We start from the raw sequence: 19923 nt of genomic DNA, 5'->3' as shown, positions 1-19923 counted from the left end.
CTGCTGAGCCGGTGTTGGTGCCGACGCGGTTGGTGGTGCGGGGGTCTTGTGGGGTGGTTGTAGGGGGGTGAGGTGAATCTTTAGGCGATGCTGGCGGCCGCCGGTATTCGCGTGCAAGACCACGCATGAGCCCGAGTCACTGCGCACACGTCATGCGGGCGGCTGCCGGCCGCGTTTGGTGGGTGCCTTGAGGCCTCTGGCGGGCCTCCTCGACGAGGGGGCGACCCGCGCGTCCGGCTGTTTGGCGGCGGTCCGTGACTGTTCGGCTTTCTGTCCGCTGTTGCCTGCGTTGCGTTGTGCGGTGGCGGTGCTGCTTGTGGTCGCCGGGTTCTGGGTCCCTCGCCGCGTCATCGCCGTAAACGGAACCTGCCCGGTTTGGCGGAATCAAGCCGCATCGCTGCTGCTGTGGTCCATCTCCGTTCGGCTTGACACCGCCAAACCGGGCAGGTTGGCTGCGCCCGCTGACGCGGCGAGGGACCCAGAACCAAACCCCCACATGGTCCTTCGGACCCCCTCACGACGTCGCCGGTCGTGCGCCGCCCGTCGCTGGCGAGGCGCCGGCTGGGAAGTCAGGGCTGCGATCTTTCAGCCTTTCAAGAGAGCGCTCTCACGCGCTTCCTCAAGAAACCTCTCCGGTGGCGGAGGGTCCTGAAGTCCTCACCGGTCGCCATCTGTTGCCGCCACCTGCGTGTTTCTGGGTGTTCGGTGCACGTCAGTCGCTTCGGGGTGGGGGTGCGCGGCGCCCTGTGGCCCCGTGTCGGCAGTCGGTAACGTCCTGGTAACGGCTGCGGGAGCCTTGTGAGAGCGCTCTCTTTCGGTTACGGTACCGGCAAATCCGCAAGGCAAGAGCACCCCAAGAGCCCCATCCGTGACTCCCGTCCGGCCACCGTCCGTGCCACCCCTGTGAGGGGGTTCAGCGCGCGGTCCCCGAAATGTAGGCAGTCTCATGATTCGTATTCCGGCGATGCCGTCGCGACTGAGAAGAAGGGTGTGCGTGCTGTGAGAGCCATTCTGCGCAGGCTCGCGTTCTACCTTCTCGCCGCCTGGTCGGCCGTGACGCTCAACTTCTTTCTGCCCCGAATGCTGCCTGGCAGTGCGCTGCAGGCGGTGCTCAGTTCGATTCGCTCCGCGCCGATCACGCCGGACGAGCTGCATGCGCTCGAGGCTGAGTACGGTGCGGGCAACAAGAGCCTGCTGTCGCAGTATGCGACGTATATCAGCAACCTGTTTCACGGCGATCTGGGTACCTCGACCAGCAAGTCGGTGCCGGTGACCGACATTCTCGGCACGGATCTGCCGTGGACCATCGGGCTGGTTGGTATCGCGACTGTCATCGCCTTCGTGCTCGGGACGTTCCTGGGGGTGATCGCCGGGTGGCGGCGGGGCGGGTTGCTCGACACGCTGCTGCCGGTTGCGACGTTCTTCCAGGCGATTCCGTACTACATCCTGGCGTTCCTGCTGCTGATGACCATGGGCTACCTGTGGAAGTGGTTCCCGTTGGGTGGTGGCTACGACATCAGCCGTGACTCGACGGTGACGCCCGGGTGGAACGGGGGCTTCATCGGCAGTGTCGTGGACCATGGCTTCCTGCCTGTGGCGACGATCGTGCTGGCCTCCATCGCGGGCTGGATCCTGGGCATGCGCAACGTGATGATCACGACCATGGACGAGGACTACGTGCTGGTCGCCGCTGCCAAGGGGCTGCCTCGGTGGCGGGTGGTGTGGGTGGCGGCGCGGAACGCGATCCTGCCGTCGATCTCCTCGCTGGCGCTGTCCGTGAGCCTCATCGTGACCGGGTCCATCATCACCGAGATCGTCTTCAGCTATCCGGGGCTGGGCCTGGCGATGAACAACGCCACGCTCGACGCCGACTATCCGCTCATGCAGGGCATCCTGCTGTGCGTCACCTTCGCGGTGTTGGTCGTCAACTTCCTGGCCGACATCATCTACGTGATCCTCGACCCGCGCGCCCGCCGGGAGGCCTGAACCATGTCCGTCGTGGGTGTCGCCACCGCAGAGCCCGTGGGGAACGCCGTCGCCGCCAGGCGGCGCAAGTCCCGCATCACCAAGTCGCCGAAGATCGTCGTCGGCGCCTCCATCCTGGCCTTCTTCGTCTTCATCGCGATCTTCGGCCCGACCCTGGCCCCGCACTCGGCGAGCTGGCAGGCGAGCAACTCCAGCGCCTTCGCGCAGCCGCCGTCGGCGAAGTTCTGGCTCGGCACCGACCGCCAGCAGCACGACATCCTGTCGCAGGTGCTCTCCGGCGGCCGGTCGACGATGGTCATCGCGTTCGTCGCCGGCATCGTCGCCAGCTTCCTGTCGATCCTGTTCGGGGTGACCGCCGGTTACATGGGCGGGCTCGTCGACGAGGTGCTGTCCATCATCGCCAACATCTTCCTGGCGTTGCCGGGACTGCTGATCCTCATGGTCGTGATGAAGCCGCTGCCCGCTGGGGACACCGACAACCCGTTCCTGATCGGGTCTGTCATCGCCCTGACTGCTTGGGCGTATGGCGCACGCGTGCTGCGAGCGCAGACCCTCGCGCTGCGGGACCAGGACTACGTGGAGTCCGCGCGGATCATCGGCGAGCGCCGGCCGCGGATCATCGTCTCGGAGATCCTGCCCAACCTGCTGCCGATCCTGGCCTCGTCGTTCATCTTCACCGTCATCTACGGCATCGGGATCTACGTGGTGCTGTCCATCCTCGGCATCATCAACCCGGCGCAGGCGTCCTGGGGCACGATGATCCAGAACGCCCAGGGGGCCAGCGCGATGATCTCGAACGACTGGTGGTGGTACGCGCCGCCGGCGCTGTGTGTGGCGCTGCTGGGCATCGGGCTGGCGCTGCTGAACTTCGGGATCGACGAGATCGTCAACCCGCGGGTGCGGTCCCGGCGGGGGAGCCGGCGGGGCGTGCGGTTCCAGCTGGGCCTGACCCCGGTGGTCCGGGCCGCGCGGCCGGATGCGTCGTTGAACCCTGATATATCGGCGCCTGTTCTGGAAGGGGAGAGCTGATGGCCGATCCGGTCCTGGAAGTCCGCGGGCTGTGTGTCGACTACGGCCTGGGTGCCGATGCGGTCCGTGCCGTGACCGACGCCGATCTGGTGCTGCGCCGGGGCGAGGTCCTGGGCATCGCGGGGGAGAGCGGCTCGGGCAAGTCCACGCTCGCCTACGCGCTGACCCGGCTGCTGCGCGCGCCGGGCGTCATCACCGGCGGGGACGTGCTGTTCCACTCACGCTCGGCCGAGACCGGCGAGACGACGACGGTGGACCTGCTCGCCGCCGGGGCGCACGAGCTGCGGCGCTACCGCTGGTCGGAGATCGCGGTGGTGTTCCAGAGCGCGATGCACGCCCTGAACCCGGTGGCCCGGGTCGAGAATCAGCTCACTGACGTGCTGCGTGTGCACCGGCCGCAGATGTCCGCGCAGGAGCGGCGGGCCCGCGCGGTGGAGATGCTGCGGATGGTCGGGATCAACGCCGACCGGCTGCGCAGCTACCCGCACGAGCTGTCCGGCGGGATGCGGCAGCGGGTGATGATCGCGATGGCGCTGATCCTGCAGCCGCAGGTCGTGATCATGGACGAGCCGACGACCGCGCTGGACGTGGTGACGCAGCGGGAGATCCTCGAGGAGCTGATGGCGCTGCGCGACGAGCTCGGGTTCGCCGTCATCTTCATCACCCACGACCTGTCGCTGCTGATCGAGCTCGCGGACTCCATCGCGATCATGTACGCCGGGCGGATCGTCGAGCGGGCCAAGGCCGCGGAGCTCTTCCACGCCCCGCGCCATCCCTACAGCCTGGGGCTGCTGAGCTCCTTCCCGAGCCTGCACGGCGAGCGGGTGCGGATGGAGGGCATCCCGGGCTCGCCGCCGTCGCTGGCCGCGATGCCCGACGGCTGCAAGTTCCACCCGCGCTGTCCGCACGCCATGGACCGCTGCCGGACGCAGGAGCCGCCGTTGGCCCGGCCGACCGATGAGGGCGGCGGCCGGGTCACGGCCTGCTGGTTGCAGGACGGCCGGCAGGATCCGCCCGAGGCGCTGGCCCGCGCTTACCCGCCGCTCGCAACGCCTTCGGCCTCCGCTGTCGGCGACCTGTCCAGGAGCACTTCATGACCGGCACCACTGAACCCGCCGAGCCGAATGAGAGCACTGAGGCGGCGGAACCCGTCGAGGCTGCGGAACGTGCTGAGGTTGCGGAACTCGCGGAGCCGGTCGAGGCTGCGGAGCTTGCTGAGCCGAATGAGAGCACTGAGGCTGCGGAACGTGCTGAGGCCGCGGAACTTGCCGAGCCGGTCGAGTCGACTGAGCCCGCTGAGACTGTGGAACTTGCTGGGCCGGTCGAGGCGACTGAGTCTGCCGCAGTGGTCGAGTCCGCCGAGCGCTCCGCGGTCGTCCACGGCCCCCGCCGTCCCGGCGTCCCCAGGCTGGAGGCGCGCGGGCTGGTCAAGCACTTCCCGATGCACAGCGGCATCGGCCGTGGCATGGTCGTGCACGCCGTGGAGGACATCTCCCTGGTCCTGCCGGCCGGCACCGTCACCGCGGTGGTCGGCGAGAGCGGCAGCGGGAAGTCCACGCTGGCGCGGCTGCTGACCGGCCTGATCAAGCCCACGGCCGGCGAGGTCCTGCTGGACGGTGTGCCGGTCGGGACCGGGGCGAAGGCGCGGCGCACCTACACCAGCAGCGTGCACCTGGTGTTGCAGGACCCGTTCTCGTCCCTGAACTCCGTGCACACCGTGCGGTACCACCTGGAGCGTCCGCTCAAGCTGCACACCAAGCTGGGGCGTGCGGCACGGGCCGAGCGGATGCGGCAGCTGCTGGAGCGCGTCTCGCTCACCCCGGCCTCGGACTACCTCGACAAGTACCCGCACGAGCTGTCCGGCGGACAGCGTCAGCGCGTCGCTATCGCCCGCGGTCTGGCCGTGGAGCCGCGGGTGCTGCTGGCCGACGAGCCGGTCTCGATGCTCGACGTGTCGATCCGGCTGGGGGTGCTCAACCTCCTGGACGACCTGCGCACCGGCGAGAACCTGGCCACCATGTACGTCACCCACGACATCGCCTCGGCGCGCTACCTGGCCGACTGCATCGTGGTGATGTACGCCGGGCAGGTCGTGGAGTCCGGGCCCGCCACCCGGATCACCGACGAGCCCGCGCACCCCTACACCCAGCTCCTGCTCAGCGCCGCGCCCGACCCGGCCCGCGCCGAGACGCCGGTGCTGCGCGGCCGGGGGGCGCCGCCGAGCCTGGTGAACCCGCCGTCCGGCTGTCGGTTCCATCCCCGGTGCCCGTTCGCGATGAAGGTGTGCGTGGAGCAGTCGCCTGTCGCGCAGCCGGTGGCCACGGACCATGTCTCGGCGTGCTGGCTGCACGTCTCAGGGCTCAGCGACGACCAGCGCGAGCCGCTGGCCGCGGCCGCGAGCAACGGAAGCAACGGAAACGGTACAAGCAGTACAAGCAGTACAAGCAGTGTGAACGGCGCAACCAGCGCAACCAGTAAGGAGAACGCATGAAAGACCGCAGCCGCGAAGGGAGCTCGGGCGGGAACGCCGCCCGCCCCCCGCCGGGGGACGGGCGGCCAGGCTTCGCCCGAGGGGCAACTCGCGCGAAGGGAAGTCAGATCCGTTCCACATCCCGTACAGCCATAGTCATCGCCCATGTCCGCTCAGGACAGGCCGGCCCCGAAGCCGGTCCGGATCTTTAGGGAAGTGTACGCAATGCGTCGTACAGCTATCAAAGGGCTAGCCCTGGTCGCGGCCGTCAGTCTCAGTGCGGCGGCGTGCAGCAGCAGCAAGGCCAAGCCGTCGTCGTCGGACAAGAGCAGCACCGGTTCCGGCAAGGTCCGCACGCTGGTGGTCGAGGACAAGCCGGTCGCGTCGTTCACCAACGACTTCAACCCGTTCGACGGCAACTCCTTCGTCGGGCAGGAGAACGCGATCTCGCTGTTCTACGAGCCCCTGTACCAGTTCAACACGCTGAACTCCGCGCAGGCCCCGATCCCGTGGCTGGCGTCGAACTACACCTGGTCCAACGGCAACAAGACGCTCACCTTCACGCTGAAGCCCGGCGTCAAGTGGAGCGACGGCCAGCCGTTCACCGCCGACGACGTGGCCTTCACCTTCACGCTGCTGAAGAACTTCAAGGCGGCCAACACCAACGGCACGCCGGTGCCGGACAGCGTCACGACCACCGATCCGCAGACGGTGGTCCTGAACTACTCCTCGCCGCAGGCCGCGAACTTCCAGGCCATCGCGAACCAGATCATCGTCTCCAAGCACAAGTGGTCGGGGATCACCAACCCGGACAAGGCCGTGGTCACCGGCGCCGACACGGTCGGGACCGGGCCGTTCGTGCTGGACAACTTCACCCCGCAGAACATCACGCTCAAGGCGAACACGACGTTCCGCGACGGCGCGCCGGCGGTGAAGAAGATCTCCTTCCCGGCCTACGCCGACAACAACGCCGCGACGCTGGCCCTGGCCAACGGCGACATCGACCTGACCGGCAACGACATCAACGACGTGCTGAACACGTTCGTCGCCAAGAGCAAGGACAACCAGCTCTTCCAGAGCACGGCGCCGTACTTCCCGGCGTCCAACACGGTGTCCCTGCTGCTGAACGAGAAGAGCTCCAACGCGCCGGCCCTGGCCGACGTCGCGGTGCGCAAGGCGATCAGCGCGGCGCTGGACCGCACCTCGATGGCGGCCCAGTGCGAGACGAACTACGAGCTGCCGGCCTCCTCCTCGGGCGGCCTGACGCTGCCGATCGACCAGAAGTCGCTGGCCTCGGCGCAGACCAACGACCTCAAGCCGGCCCCGGACCCGGACGCCGTCAGCACGCTGCTGAACGCGGCCGGCTACACCAAGAACGCCGGCGGCAAGTGGACGAAGAACGGGGCCACGATCAAGTTCACGATCATCGACCCCAACTCCTTCACCGACTACTGGTGCGACGCCGAGGCCATGGTCAAGCAGCTCAACAGCGTGGGCTTCGACGTCAAGGACAACGGCGCCTTCGACTACAACAGCTGGAACACCGCGATCACGACCGGGAACTACGACGCGGCGCTGCACTGGGGCCAGGGGACCACGCCGTTCCAGCGGCTGCAGTTCATCCTGGACTCCAGCCTGTCCGCGCCCGCCGGGCAGACCGCGGCCGGTGACTTCGGGCAGTACAAGAGCTCGGCCGCCGACGCCGCGATCGCCGCCTTCGAGGGCGCGACCACCGACGCCGACCAGGCCACGGCGCTGAACACGCTGCAAGGCGTGTTCTCCTCGGAGGTGCCGGCCGTCCCGGTGCTCTACGGGGCCGCCTGGTACGAGTTCAGCACGGCGAACTTCACCGGCTGGCCGACCAGCGCCAACCCGTTCGTGAACCCGTCGCCCCGGAGCCAGGACTACGAGTACCTGATCCTGAAGCTCACGCCGAAGCCCTGATCCGAGGCGGCTAGGCCGGCGAGCGTCCCGGTCGGTCCGGCCCCGGTTGGCGGCCGGGCCGCCGGGACGCTCGCTGAGAAGGACATCACCACCGCGGCCCGGCAGGGCGGCTCAGGTTATCGCAAGGAGTTGTCTTAAGAATGAGTACAGGTACGCGGGCCGCGGCCGGTGACACAGTGTCGGCGAGCGGCCGGAAGGCCCGCACCAGGGCCTTCCCGACCGACTTCCTGTGGGGCGCCGCCACCGCCGCCTATCAGGTCGAGGGCGCGGCCTTCGACGGCGGGCGCACCGCCTCGATCTGGGACACGTTCAGCCGGGTCCCCGGCAAGGTCGTCAACGGCGACACCGGCGACATCGCCGCCGACCACTACCACCGGTTCCGCGACGACGTCGCGCTGATGGCGGGCCTGGGCCTGGGCGCCTACCGCTTCTCGCTGTCGTGGAGCCGGGTCCAGCCCGGGGGGCAGGGGGCGGCGAACTCCGCCGGGCTGGACTTCTACTCCCGCCTGGTGGACGAGCTGCTGGCCAAGGGCGTCAAGCCGGTGGTGACGCTCTACCACTGGGACCTCCCGCAGGAGCTGGAGGACGCCGGCGGGTGGGGCAGCCGCGCCACCAGCGAGCGGTTCGGCGAGTACGCGGCCCTCGTGGCCGCGCGGCTCGGCGACCGGGTCGACCTGTGGACCACGCTGAACGAGCCCTGGTGCTCGGCGTTCCTCGGCTACGCCTCCGGCGTGCACGCCCCCGGGCGGCACGAGCCGGAGGTCGCCCTGCGCGCCGCGCACCACCTCAACCTGGCCCACGGGCTCGGGACGCAGGCTTTGCGCGCGGCGCTGCCGGCCGGCTCGCGCGTGGCGCTGACCGTCAACCCGGCCGAGGTCCGGCCGCTGAGCCAGGCGCCGGAGGACCTGGACGCCGCGCGGCGGGTGGACGCGCTGCAGAACCGGATCTTCCTCGACCCGGTCCTGCGCGGCTCCTACCCGCAGGACCTGATCCGGGACACCGCGCACGTCACCGACTGGTCGTTCGTCCGGGACGGCGACCTGGCGGCCGTGAGCGCCCCGATCGACCTGCTCGGGGTGAACTACTACAACCCGGTGGTGGTCGGGGCGGCGGCCGAGGACGGCGGCGAGCCCGAGCGCGGGGTCGACGGCCACGGCGCCAGCGACTACTCGCCGTGGGTCGGCAGCGAGTCGCTGCGCTTCGTCCGGATGCCCGGCGAGCCGACCGCGATGGGCTGGCCGATCGACGCCTCCGGCCTGCACGACCTGCTTCTGCGCATCCACCGCGACTACGGCCCGATCCCGATCGCGATCACCGAGAACGGCGCCGCGTTCCACGACTACGTCGGCCCCGACGGCGAGGTGCGCGACCCCCAGCGGGTGGAGTACCTGCGCGGCCATCTGGTCGCGATCCACGACGCCATCGAGGCCGGGGTCGACGTCCGCGGCTACTTCTGCTGGTCCCTGTTGGACAATTTCGAATGGGCTTACGGCTACTCCCGGCGCTTCGGGGTGGTCCACGTCGACTTCGCGACCCAGCGGCGTACGGTGAAGGCCAGCGGGAACTGGTACTCAGGCGTCATCGCGGCCAACGCGGTCCAGGGTTGACGCCCGGTGGTGCCGGTGTCCGCCGGCATGACTTGCAAGGAGCACAGGCGAGAACATGAAAGGCAAGGACGGGGGAATCCCGGAGACGGTGGTGCCGCGCACGCCGGACACGGCGGCGCCGACCCTGGAGACGGTGGCCGCCGAGGCCGGCGTCTCCAGGGCCACCGTCTCCCGCGTCGTCAACGGCTCGCCGAAGGTCTCCCAGGAGGTGCGCGAGGTCGTCGAGGCGGCGGTGGCCCGGCTGGGCTACGTGCCCAACCGGGCCGCGCGCTCGCTGGTGACCCGCCGGACCGGCTCGGTGGCGCTGGTGGTCAGCGAGGCGGAGATGAAGGTCTTCACCGATCCGCTGCTCGCCGCCATGGTGCGGTCCCTGGGGGTGGCGCTGTCCTCGCACGACGTCCAGCTGGTCCTGATGATGGTCCGGGCCGACCACGAGCGGCAGCGGCTGACCGGCTACCTGCTCGGCGGGCACGTCGACGGCGTGTTCCTGATGTCGCTGCACGAGGGGGACCCGCTGCCGCAGATCCTGTCCGACTCGGGTATCCCGGTGGTGCAGATGGCGCGGCCGCTGGGTGACGTCAAGCTGCCCTACGTGGACGTCGACAACGTCCACGGCGCCCGGCTGGCGGTCCGGCACCTGGTGGCCATCGGCCGGCAGCGGATCGCCACCATCGCCGGACCGCACGACATGGTGGCCGGCGTCGACCGCCTCGACGGCTTCCGCCAGGAGCTGCTCGCGGCCCGGATGGCCGACCACCGGGTCGCCTTCGGCGACTTCAGCCAGTCCTCCGGCGAGCAGGCGATGCTCGCGCTGCTGGCCGACCACCCCGACCTGGACGCCGTGTTCTGCGCCAGCGACCTGATGGCCGCCGGCGCGCTGCGGGCCCTGCGCCGCCACGAGCGCCGGGTCCCGGAGGACGTCGCCGTCGTCGGCTACGACGACCTGGACGTCGCCATGCTCACCGAGCCGCCGCTGTCCACCGTCAGCCAGCCCGTCGAGGCGATGGCCGTCACGATGGTGGACATGCTGCTGTCCCGGGTGGCGGGGCGTCCCAAGCCGAGCCCGGCGATCCTGCCGACCCGCCTGGTGCTGCGCGCCTCGGGATGAGCCCGGTGTCGGAACGTGCAGCGCAGCCGACCCTGGCCGACGTCGCGGCCATGGCGGGAGTGTCCATGGCCACGGCCTCGCGGGCGCTCAACGGAGCCGCCGGGGTCAGCCGGGGCACGCGGGCCGATGTGCACGCGGCGGCGGCGCGGCTGTCGTATGTGCGGCTGCGGACTCGGAGCGTGTCGGCGGGCTTGGCGACGGGTCCGGTGAATGGGGCGAGTCCGGTCAGGGCGGCGCACGCTGCGAGTTCGGCGCGCGCCTGCCAGGAGGTCGGGTCGTCGGGTCTGGTCGCGGCCATCGTGTGTGAGGACGGCGCTCGCATGTTCGCCGACTCGTTCTTCTCCCGGCTGCTGCTGGGGGTGACCGGGGGGCTGCCGGTCGGCGAGGTCCAGCTGGCGATGCTGGCGATCCGCGGAGCGGCGGATCGTTCGGCGGCCGAGCGGTTCCTGACGCGCAGCCGCCCGGACGGCGTGCTGATGATCAGCGCGCATGACGGCGACCCGGTGGCGGCCTGCGTCCGGGCGCTCGGGGTGCCGACGGTGCTTGTGGGCCGTCCGCTGTCGGGGTACCCGCATTCCTACGGCAGCCATTCCTACGTCGATGTGGACAACCGAGCCGGTGCGGCTGAAGCGGTGGAACACCTCATCAGCACTGGCCGACGGGAGATCGTGACGATCGCCGGTCCGCAGGACATGGCCGCGGGAGTGGACCGCCTGGCGGGCTACCGTGACGCGGTCCGCGAAGCGGGGATGCCGCAGGTGTCCGTGGTCGGCGACTTCTCCGGGCCGTCGGGGGAACGCGCGATGGCGAGCCTGCTGAACGCCCGGCCGAACCTCGACGCGGTGTTCGCCGCCTCCGATCTCATGGCGGCCGGTGCGCTCCGGGCGTTGTGCCGTGCAGGACGGCGCGTCCCCGATGACGTGGCTGTCGTCGGGTTCGACGACGCTCCGTTGGCGGCGCACACCCGGCCGCCGCTGACCACGGTGCGGCAGCCGGTGGAGGACATGGGAGCGGCGATGGCGCGTCAGTTGCTGCGGGGGATGGGGGACGGCGCCGGGGCTGGGTCTGAGTCTGGGTCCGCGGAGCCGGTCATCCTCGGGACCACGCTCGTGCGTCGCAGCTCAAGCTGACCGCGGAGGCTGTCAGTGCACTGCCGAGGGCTTCAGCGCGAAGGCGAGTCCGACGTCTTCGCTGATCCGCGACGCGGTCTCACGTATTGCGGGAAGCAACTCTCGGGGCATATCGACCGCCCAGGTCCTTCCTGCGGGAAGCGCGATGTTCACTGCCGCCACGACTCGGCCGTCCGGTCCCCGCACTGGCACGGCGATCGAGCGCACCCCCTCCTCCAGTTCCTCGTCCGCGATCGCGAACCCGTCGTGCCCGGCCTCGGTGAGCAGGGCTTCGAGCCGGGCCGGGTCGGTGACGGTGTGCGAGGTCAGCGGTGCGAGCTCGGCGCCGGCCAGCCAGGCCGCGCGCTGCTCGGGCGTGAGCGCTGCGAGCAGGACCCGCCCCATCGACGTCGCGTAGGCGGGGAACCGCGTGCCGACGGTGATCTCGACCCGCATGATCCGGCTCGCGGCGACGCGTGCGATGTAGCGGATGTCCGGGCCGTCCAGCACGGCGACCGAGGCGGACTCGTGGACCCGGTGGACGAGCTCGACCAGATGCGGTTGGACCAGATCGGCGAGGGGACGCGCGGAGACAGTCGGATAGCCGAGGTCCAGCACGCGGGGCAGCGGGGTGAAGCGGCGGCCGTCCAGGGCGACGTAGCCGAGCTGTTCCAGCGTCAGTAGCGAGCGTCGGGCCGTGGCCCGGGGCAGCGCCGTCGCGTCTGCGACCTCGGTGAGCGTCATGCCGCCCGGCGTGGACAACGCGGCGAGCACGCTCAGACCGCGGGCTAGCGATTGCAAGTACTCCGGGCCGAGTTCCTGTTTGGGGTCCAGGGAATCGTCGCGAGACGGGACCGGACCAGGGTGGCGGTCTTCGGGTTCTTCGAGCGCCGCCGTCATCTGCCGGGCTGTACCGTGCAGCCGCTTCAGCACGTGATCGTGCAGCGAGGCGGCCGAGTGCCGGCTGGAGTGGCTGACCACGCTTAGCGCGGCGACTACGTACCCTGACACGTCCCGGACCGGCACGGCCATCGCGACGAGTCCCGACTCGATCAGCTGGTCGTCGAGGGCCCAGTCGGTGTCGCGGGCCGCCGCGGCCAGGGCGCGGAACTGCGGGGCGGTCAGCCGTGGCTGACGGTGAGCGCGGCCCAGGGCGGGGAACGACGCGTCCTCGGGATCGGCGGCCATGCGCGCCTGCCAGCGTTCGAAGGCCGGCTCGTCCCACTCGGCGGCGAACAGGAATCCCGGCGCGCAGCGTTCCGCCGGCAGGGCGTCGCCGGCGCGGAACGTGACAGACAACGCGCGCCGTCGCGGCGTCTGCACGACGAAGCGCACCGCGTCGCCGTCCGGGACCGCCAGCGAGACGGACTCGTCGATCTCGTCGGCGAGGGTCTCGGCCAGTGGTCCGAGCCGCTCGGCCAGGCGCCCGGCGCGCAGGTAGGCCAGGCCGAGTTCCAGCACCCGGGGCGCGAGCGCCAGTTCCCGGTCGCCTTCGTCGCGCAGGTAGCCGAGCCGCAGGAGGGTCGTGGCGATCCGGTCGACCGGGGATCGGGCCAGGCCGGTCGCGCGCGCCAGGTCGCTGGTCCGCATCCGGCCGCCGGGGGCCAGGGCCAGGGTGCGCAGGACCGCGAGCCCGCGCTCCAGCGGGCCGACAGAGGTGTCGGCGGCGGTCGGTGACATCGGTGCTCCTTGTCCTCCTGTGCTCCCGAACCGTACCGGTCAGGGCCGTTGACACCCGCGCCGGTCGCGGTGGAGACTCACAGAATCGAAGTATATGAAAAAAACTTCACTGGGCGAACGCGCAGCACATGGAACGCACAGCAGAGAACGCAACCCGGCGGGCGCGGAGCCGACGCCGGTGGGGAAAGGCAGCCGATGGACAAGGTGGTGCGGTCGGCCCACGAAGCCGTGGCCGACATCGGCGACGGGGCGTCCCTCGCCGTCGGCGGCTTCGGGCTCAGCGGCGTCCCCGAGACGCTGATCCGCGCCCTGTTCCAGCAGGGCGCCGGCGGGCTGAGCGTGGTGTCCAACAACTGCGGCGTGGACGGCGGCGGCCTGGGCCTGCTGCTCGCCGCCGGCCGGATCGCCCGGGTCACCGGCTCGTACGTGGGGGAGAACAAGGAGTTCGCCCGCCAGTACCTGGCCGGCGAGCTGGAGGTCGAACTGGTGCCGCAGGGAACGCTGGCCGAGCGGCTGCGCGCCGGCGGCTGCGGCATCCCGGCGTTCTTCACCCCGGTCGGGGTCGGGACCCTGGTCGCCGACGGCGGGCTGCCCTGGCGCTACGCGGCCGATGGCGGCGTGGCCATCGCCTCCCCGCCGAAGGAGGTGCGCGAATACGACGGCCGCGAACACGTGCTGGAGCGCGGCATCACCACAGACTTCGCCCTGGTCCGTGCGGCGCGCGGCGACCGGCACGGCAACCTGGTCTTCACCAAGGCCGCGCGGAACTTCAATCCGTTGGCCGCGATGGCCGGCCGCGTCACCGTCGCCGAGGTCGAAGAACTCGTCGAACCCGGGGTGCTCGACCCCGACGCGGTCCACCTGCCCGGCGTGTTTGTGCAGCGCGTCGTGGTTCTGAGCCCGGAGCAGGCCACCGACAAGCCCATCGAGAAGCGGATGGTGCGTACGCCATGAGCTGGACCAGGAACGAGATGGCGGCGCGCGCCGCTGCGGAGCTGACCGACGGCTCGTACGTGAACCTCGGTATCGGATTGCCGACACTGGTGCCGGGGTTCCTCGCCGACGGCGTCGATGTCGTCCTGCACTCGGAGAACGGTTTGCTGGGCGTCGGCCCCTATCCGAGCCCTGAGGAAGTCGACCCGGACCTGATCAACGCCGGCAAGGAGACCGTCACGGTCCGGCCGGGCGCCGCGTTCTTCGACTCGGCGCTGTCCTTCGGGATGATCCGGGGCGGCCACATCGACACCGCGATCCTCGGCGCCATGCAGGTGTCCGCGCACGGCGACCTGGCCAACTGGCTGATCCCCGGCAAGATGGTCAAGGGCATGGGCGGCGCGATGGACCTGGTCCACGGCGCCCGCCGGGTCATCGTGCTGATGGAGCACACGGCGAAGGACGGCTCGCCGAAGATCGTGCCGGAGTGCACGCTCCCGCTCACCGGGCGGCGGTGCGTGGACCGCGTCATCACCGACCTCGGCGTCATCGACGTCACCGACGAGGGCCTCGTCCTGGTGGAGACCGCGCCGGGGGTCACCGTCGAGGAGGTCGCATGCCACACGGCGGCTCCCCTCCGGCAGGAAAGGTAAAGCCCTGATGATACCGACGCAGCAGGACATATCCGAAGAGATCGCGGAACGATCCCGGGCGTATGTCGAGGCCGAGCGGACGCAGCATCACCCGGCGCGCGACTATTCGCCCTATCGCAGCAGCCTGCTACGCCATCCCGAGCAGCCGCTCGTCACCGTGCAGGATCCGGAGGCGGTCGAGCTGTCAGGTCCCGTGTTCGGCATCACCGACGTCACCGAGCTGGACACGGACCTGACCCGCCAGCACACCGGTGAACCGCTCGGCGAGCGCATCACGGTGACCGGCCGAGTCCTGAACCGCGACGGCCGACCGGTGCGGGGGCAGCTGGTCGAGATCTGGCAGGCCAACGCCTCCGGCCGTTACGCGCACCTGCGGGACCAGCATCCGGCGCCGCTCGACCCGAACTTCACCGGCGTGGGCCGCTGCCTGACCGACGGCGACGGCGGCTACCGTTTCACCACGATCAAGCCCGGCGCCTACCCCTGGCGCAACCACACCAACGCCTGGCGGCCGGCGCACATCCACTTCTCGCTGTTCGGCACCGCGTTCACCCAGCGCCTGGTCACTCAGATGTACTTCCCGGGCGACCCGCTCTTCGCCTACGACCCCATCCTGCAGTCCGTCACGGACGCCGCCGCCCGCAGCCGACTCGTCGCCGCCTACGAGCACGACCTGTCGGTGCCGGAGTGGTCGCTCGGCTACCGCTGGGACATCGTCCTCGACGGTCCGGCCGCGACCTGGATCGAGGAAGGACGCTGATGTCCGGCGAAGAGTTCGCACCGACCCCGTCCCAGACCGTCGGCCCCTTCTACGGATACGCGCTGCCGTTCGCCGACGGCGGTGCGATCGCGCCGGCGGGACATCCCGACGCCGTCACCGTGTACGGCCACGTCTTCGACGGCGCCGGGGATCCGGTGCCCGACGCGCTGCTGGAGATCTGGCAACCGGCGTCGGACGGCACGCGTTCCGGCGCGCCCGGATCGCTGCGGCGTGACGCGACAACCGGCGGATTCGCCGGACGGGATGGCGTCACCTTCACCGGGTTCGGGCGTGTCGCCACCGACGCAGCCGGCCGCTACGTCGTTCGTACGCTGCCACCTGGCGGCGTGCCGTACTTGTCGGTCTGCGTCTTCGCTCGCGGGCTGCTGCATCATCTGTTCACGCGCATCTATCTACCCGGGCCCGACCTGACCGACGATCGCCTGCTCGCTGCGGTGTCGCCAGAGCGACGCAGCACTCTGATCGCCGACGAGGAGTCGGAGCGGGTTTACCGGTTCGACGTTCACTTGCAGGGGGAGAAGGAGACGATCTTCCTTGACTTCCGCTGATCAGAACCCTGATGTGGTGTGGCTTGCCGCCGACGTCGGTCTGCTCGCGCCTTCCAGAGTCGGGACCCGCGTCGAGGCAGCCACCGGCGACGCCGCGTTCCTGCAAGCGATGCTTGACGCCGAGGCTGCGCTGGTCCGTGCGCAGGTCAGGATCGGCCGGGCTCCGGTGTCCGCTGCGGCGGCGGTTACTGAAGCGGCGCGCGCCGAGCGGTTCGACGTGCGCGGCATCGCTTTGCGGGCGCGGGGCGGCGGCAATCCGGTGATTCCGTTGGTCGCTGATCTCAAGGCGGCTGTGTCGGTCGAGGCGGCGCCGTATGTCCATCAGGGTGCTACCAGCCAGGACATCATGGACAGCGCGTTCATGCTGGTCGCCAGCCGATGCGTGGCGTTGGTGTTTGACGATCTCCGGCGTGCGGTCGAGGCTTTGGGGCGGTTGGCCGCTGCGTATCAGGACACGTCGATGGCCGGTCGGACGTTGACGCAGCATGCGGTGCCCACCACGTTCGGGCTCAAGGCGGCCGGGTGGCGGAGCTTGGTGCTGGACGGTGCGGACCGGCTGGTCGCGTTGCATCTGCCGGTTCAGCTTGGCGGGGCCGCCGGGACGCTGGCCGCGTTCGAGGTTCCGGCCGGTGTCTCCGGTTCCGGCTCCGGATCTGGCCTGGACCTCGTTGAGGCGTATGCCGAGGAGCTCGGCCTGGTCGCGCCGCAGCTGCCGTGGCACACGCTCCGCACGCCGATCGCCGACCTCGCCGCGGCGCTCGCGGTCACCGTCGGTGCAATGGGGAAGATCGCGGCCGATGTGCTGGTGCTCGGCCGCACCGAGATCGGCGAGGTCGCCGAGGGCGACGCGGGTGGTTCCTCGGCCATGCCGCACAAGGCGAATCCGGTCCGTGCCACGGTGATCGCCGCTGCCGCGCGTCAGGTGCCGGGGCTGGCGGCCGTGCTGTTCGGCGCACTCGCCGCCGAGGACGAGCGTCCCGCCGGCGCTTGGCACACCGAATGGCAGACGCTGCGGGAGCTGCTGCGGCTTGCCGGCGGCGCGGCCGAGACGGCTGTCGGGCTCGTCGAGAACCTGAGTGTGTTTCCCGACCGGATGCTTCAGAACTTGCAGCTGACGCGAGGGCTGGTGGTCAGCGAACGCCTCGCTGCGGAGTTGGGCGATCTCATCGGCCGCGAACCGGCCAGGACGATGCTCACCGAGGCCGCTCATCAGGCTGTTCGCGATGGTCGGAGCCTTGAGGAGGTCCTGGCGGAAGTGCCCGGACTCCAGGGTCGGATCAGTCGGGATCAGCTGCGTCGGCTCGCTGATCCGGTCGACTACCTTGGCGCGGCGTCGGCGTTGGTCGATCGCGCCTTGGAACGAACTCTGCCGACGTTCTCGGATGGGAGCGGCCGATGAGCCCTCTGCTGCACTTCGTTGTTGACGGTCCGGAGGACGCGCCGTCGTTGCTGCTGGGGCCGTCCCTCGGCACGTCACTGGCTGTGTGGGATGCGCAAGTCAGTGCTCTGGCTCGGTACTACCGGGTGGTTCGCTGGGATCTTCCGGGGCACGGCGGCTCGGCGGCTGATCTGGTCGGCGCCGGGGCCACCGTTGCCGATCTGGCCGACCTGGTTCTGGCCGTGGCCGACCGGCTGGGGCTGGCGCGCTTCGGCTATGCGGGCATTTCGATCGGCGGGGCTGTCGGCGCTGAGCTTGCCGTCAGCCATCCTGAGCGGATCGACTCCCTCACGCTGATCTGCTCGTCCGCGCGGTTCGGCGATCCGCAGGGGTGGCGGGACCGGGCGGCGCAGGTGCGTGGCGCTGGGACCGGGGCGCTTGCGGCCTCGGCGGCCGGTCGCTGGTTCGCTCCGGCCTTTGCCGACGCCGAGACGATCGCGGCGCTGGTCGGTGACCAGCGTGCTGCCGATCCGGAGGGTTACGCAGCATGCTGTGACGCGCTCGCCGGGTACGACCTTCGTGCGGAGTTGGACCGTATCAGCGCGCCGACGCTTGTCATCGCGGGGCGGCAGGACATTGCGACGCCGCCGTCGCACGCGAGGGAGCTTGTCGACGGCATCCACGGTGCGGGCCTGGTCGAGATCCCCGGTGCCGCGCACCTCGCGCCGGTCGAGCAGCCGGGGGCAGTACTTGATGCACTGCTTAGCCATTTCGGCAGGCCGCAGTCCGCCGACGCTGCAAGACACGCCGCGGGTATGGCCGTCCGCCGTGCCGTTCTCGGCGACGCCCACGTCGATCGAGCCGTCGCCGGCACCACCGCCCTCACCGCCGACTTCCAGGACTTCATCACGCGCTACGCCTGGGGCGAGATCTGGACGCGTCCCGGCCTGGACCGCCGCACCCGCAGCTGCATCACGCTCACCGCCTTGGTCGCCGGCGGCCATCATGCCGAGCTGGCGATGCATGTCCGGGCGGCCGTCCGCAACGGCCTCAGCGCTGAAGAGATCGGAGAGGTGCTGTTGCAGATCGCGGTCTACTGCGGCGTGCCGGCGGCCAACGCGGCGTTCGCCGTCGCGAACAAGGTGCTTTACTCCGAAGACGACGACAAGGACGGCCACTGATGCACACCACCGTCGGTATCGTCGGCGCCGGTCCTGCTGGCCTGCTCCTCGCGCGGCTGCTGCATCGGGCGGGCATCGACTCCATGGTCCTGGAGGCACGCGATCGCGAGTACGTCGAGCAGCGGCAGCGTGCCGGGATCCTAGAACAGGTCACCGTCGACGCCTTGCGCTCATCCGGGGCGGGGGAGCGCATGGACCGCGAGGGCATCGTGCACCACGGCATCGAACTCCGCTTCGACGGCCGGTCCTATCGCATCGACTTCCCCGGCCTGGCCGACGGCCGCAACGTCATGGTGTACGCGCAGACCGAGATGGTCAAAGACCTGATAGCGCTGCAACTCGCCGAGGGCGGGCCGCTGGTGTTCGAAGCCGAGGTCCTGGCCGTCGACCAGCCCGACGGCGCGCCTCTGAGCGTGCGCTACCGCCACCACGGCCGCGAGCAGGTCCTCACGTGCGACTGGGTCGTCGGCTGCGACGGCTTCCACGGCGTCGTCAAGAACGCCATCCCGGAGGGCCTGCGACGTACCTACGAGCGCGAGTACCCATACTCCTGGCTCGGGATCCTCGCCGACGCGCCGCCGGTCTACGACGAGCTGATCTACGCGCACTCCGACCGCGGTTTCGCGCTGGCTTCGATGCGCTCGGCGACCGTCAGCCGCCTGTATCTCCAGGTCCCCAACGGCACCGACCCGGCCGACTGGCCCGACGACCGGATCTGGGACGAACTCGACCGGAGGTTCGCGCTGCGCGGCGACCCCGGCTGGCGGCTGGCCCGCGGCCCGATCACCGCCAAGTCCGTGCTGCCGATGCGCAGCCACGTCACCGAGCCGATGCGCCACGACCGGATCCTGCTGGCCGGCGACGCGGCCCACATCGTCCCCCCGACCGGCGCCAAGGGCCTGAACCTCGCGGCCGCCGACGTCATCGTCCTGGCCCGCGCCTTCACACAGCTGCGCCAGACCGGCTCCACGGATCTGCTCGACGCGTACTCCGACACCTGTCTGGAGCGAGTCTGGCGCGCCGAGCACTTCTCTCACTTCATGACCACGACCCTGCACGCAGACCCGGCCCAGTCCGCCTTCGACACCCGGCTGCAACTGTCGCAGCTCGCTCGGATCGCGGCGTCGCCGCACGCGTCGGCGGAACTCGCGCAGAACTATGTCGGTGTCCCGATCGTGTGAGCCTGGATATCGCGCGCTGCGGAGAGCCGGACTTGGGGCTACTATGTAGGTCGGCATACCTTGGATTGCGACGGGACGGCACGGCGATGGGACAGCGGTCCGACGCGAGGCAGAAGATGGTCCAGGCCGCCAAGCAGCTCATGCGCGAGCGCGGCTACAACGCGACGGCGTTCTCCGACGTGCTCAAGCTCAGCGGCGCGCCGCGCGGTTCGGTGTACTTCCACTTCCCGGGTGGCAAGACGGAGCTGGCGATCGCGGCGGCCGGGGCGCACGCGCGCGAGCAGGTGGAGCTGATCGACCAGGCTGCCGAGCAGGCGGACGGCGCGACGCGGCTC

At 70.2% G+C, this 19923-nt stretch carries 17 protein-coding genes; 16 read left to right on the top strand and 1 reads right to left on the bottom strand.

Annotated features, from left to right (window positions below):
- Positions 1–798: 798 nt before the first annotated feature.
- From GWK61_RS38970 to GWK61_RS38935, 8 genes are all read left to right on the top strand, one after another.
- Positions 799–1986: an ABC transporter permease gene (locus tag GWK61_RS38970; protein ID WP_323747951.1), complete on the top strand. Its 1188-nt coding sequence runs from the start codon at positions 799–801 to the stop codon at positions 1984–1986.
- 3 nt (positions 1987–1989) lie between these two features.
- Entirely contained in the window at positions 1990–3015 is a 1026-nt protein-coding gene (locus GWK61_RS38965) for an ABC transporter permease (RefSeq protein WP_194916732.1), read from the top strand.
- On the top strand, positions 3015–4112 hold the full coding sequence (locus GWK61_RS38960) for an ABC transporter ATP-binding protein (protein ID WP_194916731.1): 1098 nt from the start codon (positions 3015–3017) through the stop codon (positions 4110–4112). The genes GWK61_RS38965 and GWK61_RS38960 overlap by 1 nt, the downstream gene beginning before the upstream one ends.
- A 248-nt stretch (positions 4113–4360) precedes the next feature.
- Positions 4361–5506 (top strand): ABC transporter ATP-binding protein, encoded by a 1146-nt coding sequence (locus GWK61_RS38955; RefSeq protein WP_438939806.1) that lies wholly within the window; start codon positions 4361–4363, stop codon positions 5504–5506.
- Between the two features lie 204 nt (positions 5507–5710).
- Positions 5711–7429 (top strand): ABC transporter substrate-binding protein, encoded by a 1719-nt coding sequence (locus GWK61_RS38950; RefSeq protein WP_194916730.1) that lies wholly within the window; start codon positions 5711–5713, stop codon positions 7427–7429.
- 140 nt (positions 7430–7569) lie between these two features.
- Positions 7570–9036, top strand: coding sequence for a GH1 family beta-glucosidase (locus tag GWK61_RS38945; RefSeq protein ID WP_194916729.1), 1467 nt, complete (start codon positions 7570–7572; stop codon positions 9034–9036).
- Between the two features lie 55 nt (positions 9037–9091).
- Complete coding sequence (locus GWK61_RS38940; protein ID WP_194916728.1) at positions 9092–10144, top strand: LacI family DNA-binding transcriptional regulator; 1053 nt, start codon at positions 9092–9094, stop codon at positions 10142–10144.
- Complete coding sequence (locus GWK61_RS38935) at positions 10141–11274, top strand: LacI family DNA-binding transcriptional regulator (protein ID WP_194916727.1); 1134 nt, start codon at positions 10141–10143, stop codon at positions 11272–11274. The genes GWK61_RS38940 and GWK61_RS38935 overlap by 4 nt, the downstream gene beginning before the upstream one ends.
- Positions 11275–11286: 12 nt before the next feature.
- Here GWK61_RS38935 and GWK61_RS38930 read toward each other — a convergent pair whose 3' ends face one another.
- Positions 11287–12933, bottom strand: coding sequence for an IclR family transcriptional regulator domain-containing protein (locus GWK61_RS38930; RefSeq protein ID WP_194916726.1), 1647 nt, complete (start codon positions 12931–12933; stop codon positions 11287–11289).
- A 195-nt stretch (positions 12934–13128) separates the two neighbouring features.
- Here GWK61_RS38930 and GWK61_RS38925 point away from each other — a divergent pair, with 195 nt between their 5' ends.
- The 8 genes from GWK61_RS38925 to GWK61_RS38890 all read left to right on the top strand — a co-directional run.
- Positions 13129–13887, top strand: a complete 759-nt coding sequence (locus tag GWK61_RS38925; RefSeq protein WP_194916725.1) for a CoA transferase subunit A — start codon at positions 13129–13131, stop codon at positions 13885–13887.
- Positions 13884–14519 (top strand): CoA transferase subunit B, encoded by a 636-nt coding sequence (locus GWK61_RS38920; RefSeq protein WP_194916724.1) that lies wholly within the window; start codon positions 13884–13886, stop codon positions 14517–14519. Before GWK61_RS38925 ends, GWK61_RS38920 begins: the two co-directional genes overlap by 4 nt.
- A 7-nt stretch (positions 14520–14526) precedes the next feature.
- A complete protein-coding gene (gene pcaH, locus GWK61_RS38915; protein ID WP_194916723.1) occupies positions 14527–15279 on the top strand; it encodes a protocatechuate 3,4-dioxygenase subunit beta in 753 nt (250 codons plus the stop codon).
- Positions 15279–15848 (top strand): protocatechuate 3,4-dioxygenase subunit alpha, encoded by a 570-nt coding sequence (gene pcaG / locus GWK61_RS38910; protein ID WP_194916722.1) that lies wholly within the window; start codon positions 15279–15281, stop codon positions 15846–15848. Before pcaH ends, pcaG begins: the two co-directional genes overlap by 1 nt.
- Positions 15835–17247, top strand: a complete 1413-nt coding sequence (pcaB, locus tag GWK61_RS38905; protein WP_228563661.1) for a 3-carboxy-cis,cis-muconate cycloisomerase — start codon at positions 15835–15837, stop codon at positions 17245–17247. Before pcaG ends, pcaB begins: the two co-directional genes overlap by 14 nt.
- Entirely contained in the window at positions 17244–18407 is a 1164-nt protein-coding gene (gene pcaDC / locus GWK61_RS38900; RefSeq protein ID WP_194916721.1) for a bifunctional 3-oxoadipate enol-lactonase/4-carboxymuconolactone decarboxylase PcaDC, read from the top strand. Before pcaB ends, pcaDC begins: the two co-directional genes overlap by 4 nt.
- Positions 18407–19588: a 4-hydroxybenzoate 3-monooxygenase gene (locus GWK61_RS38895; protein ID WP_194916720.1), complete on the top strand. Its 1182-nt coding sequence runs from the start codon at positions 18407–18409 to the stop codon at positions 19586–19588. The genes pcaDC and GWK61_RS38895 overlap by 1 nt, the downstream gene beginning before the upstream one ends.
- An 86-nt stretch (positions 19589–19674) precedes the next feature.
- Positions 19675–19923 (top strand): TetR/AcrR family transcriptional regulator (locus GWK61_RS38890; protein ID WP_194916719.1); only part of this gene is annotated, 249 nt, incomplete at its 3' end.

Source organism: Catenulispora rubra (assembly GCF_015356825.1).
Classification (GTDB): domain Bacteria; phylum Actinomycetota; class Actinomycetes; order Streptomycetales; family Catenulisporaceae; genus Catenulispora; species Catenulispora rubra.
Note: the sequence above shows the minus strand (reverse complement) of the source record. Positions and strands in the feature narration are given on the sequence as shown.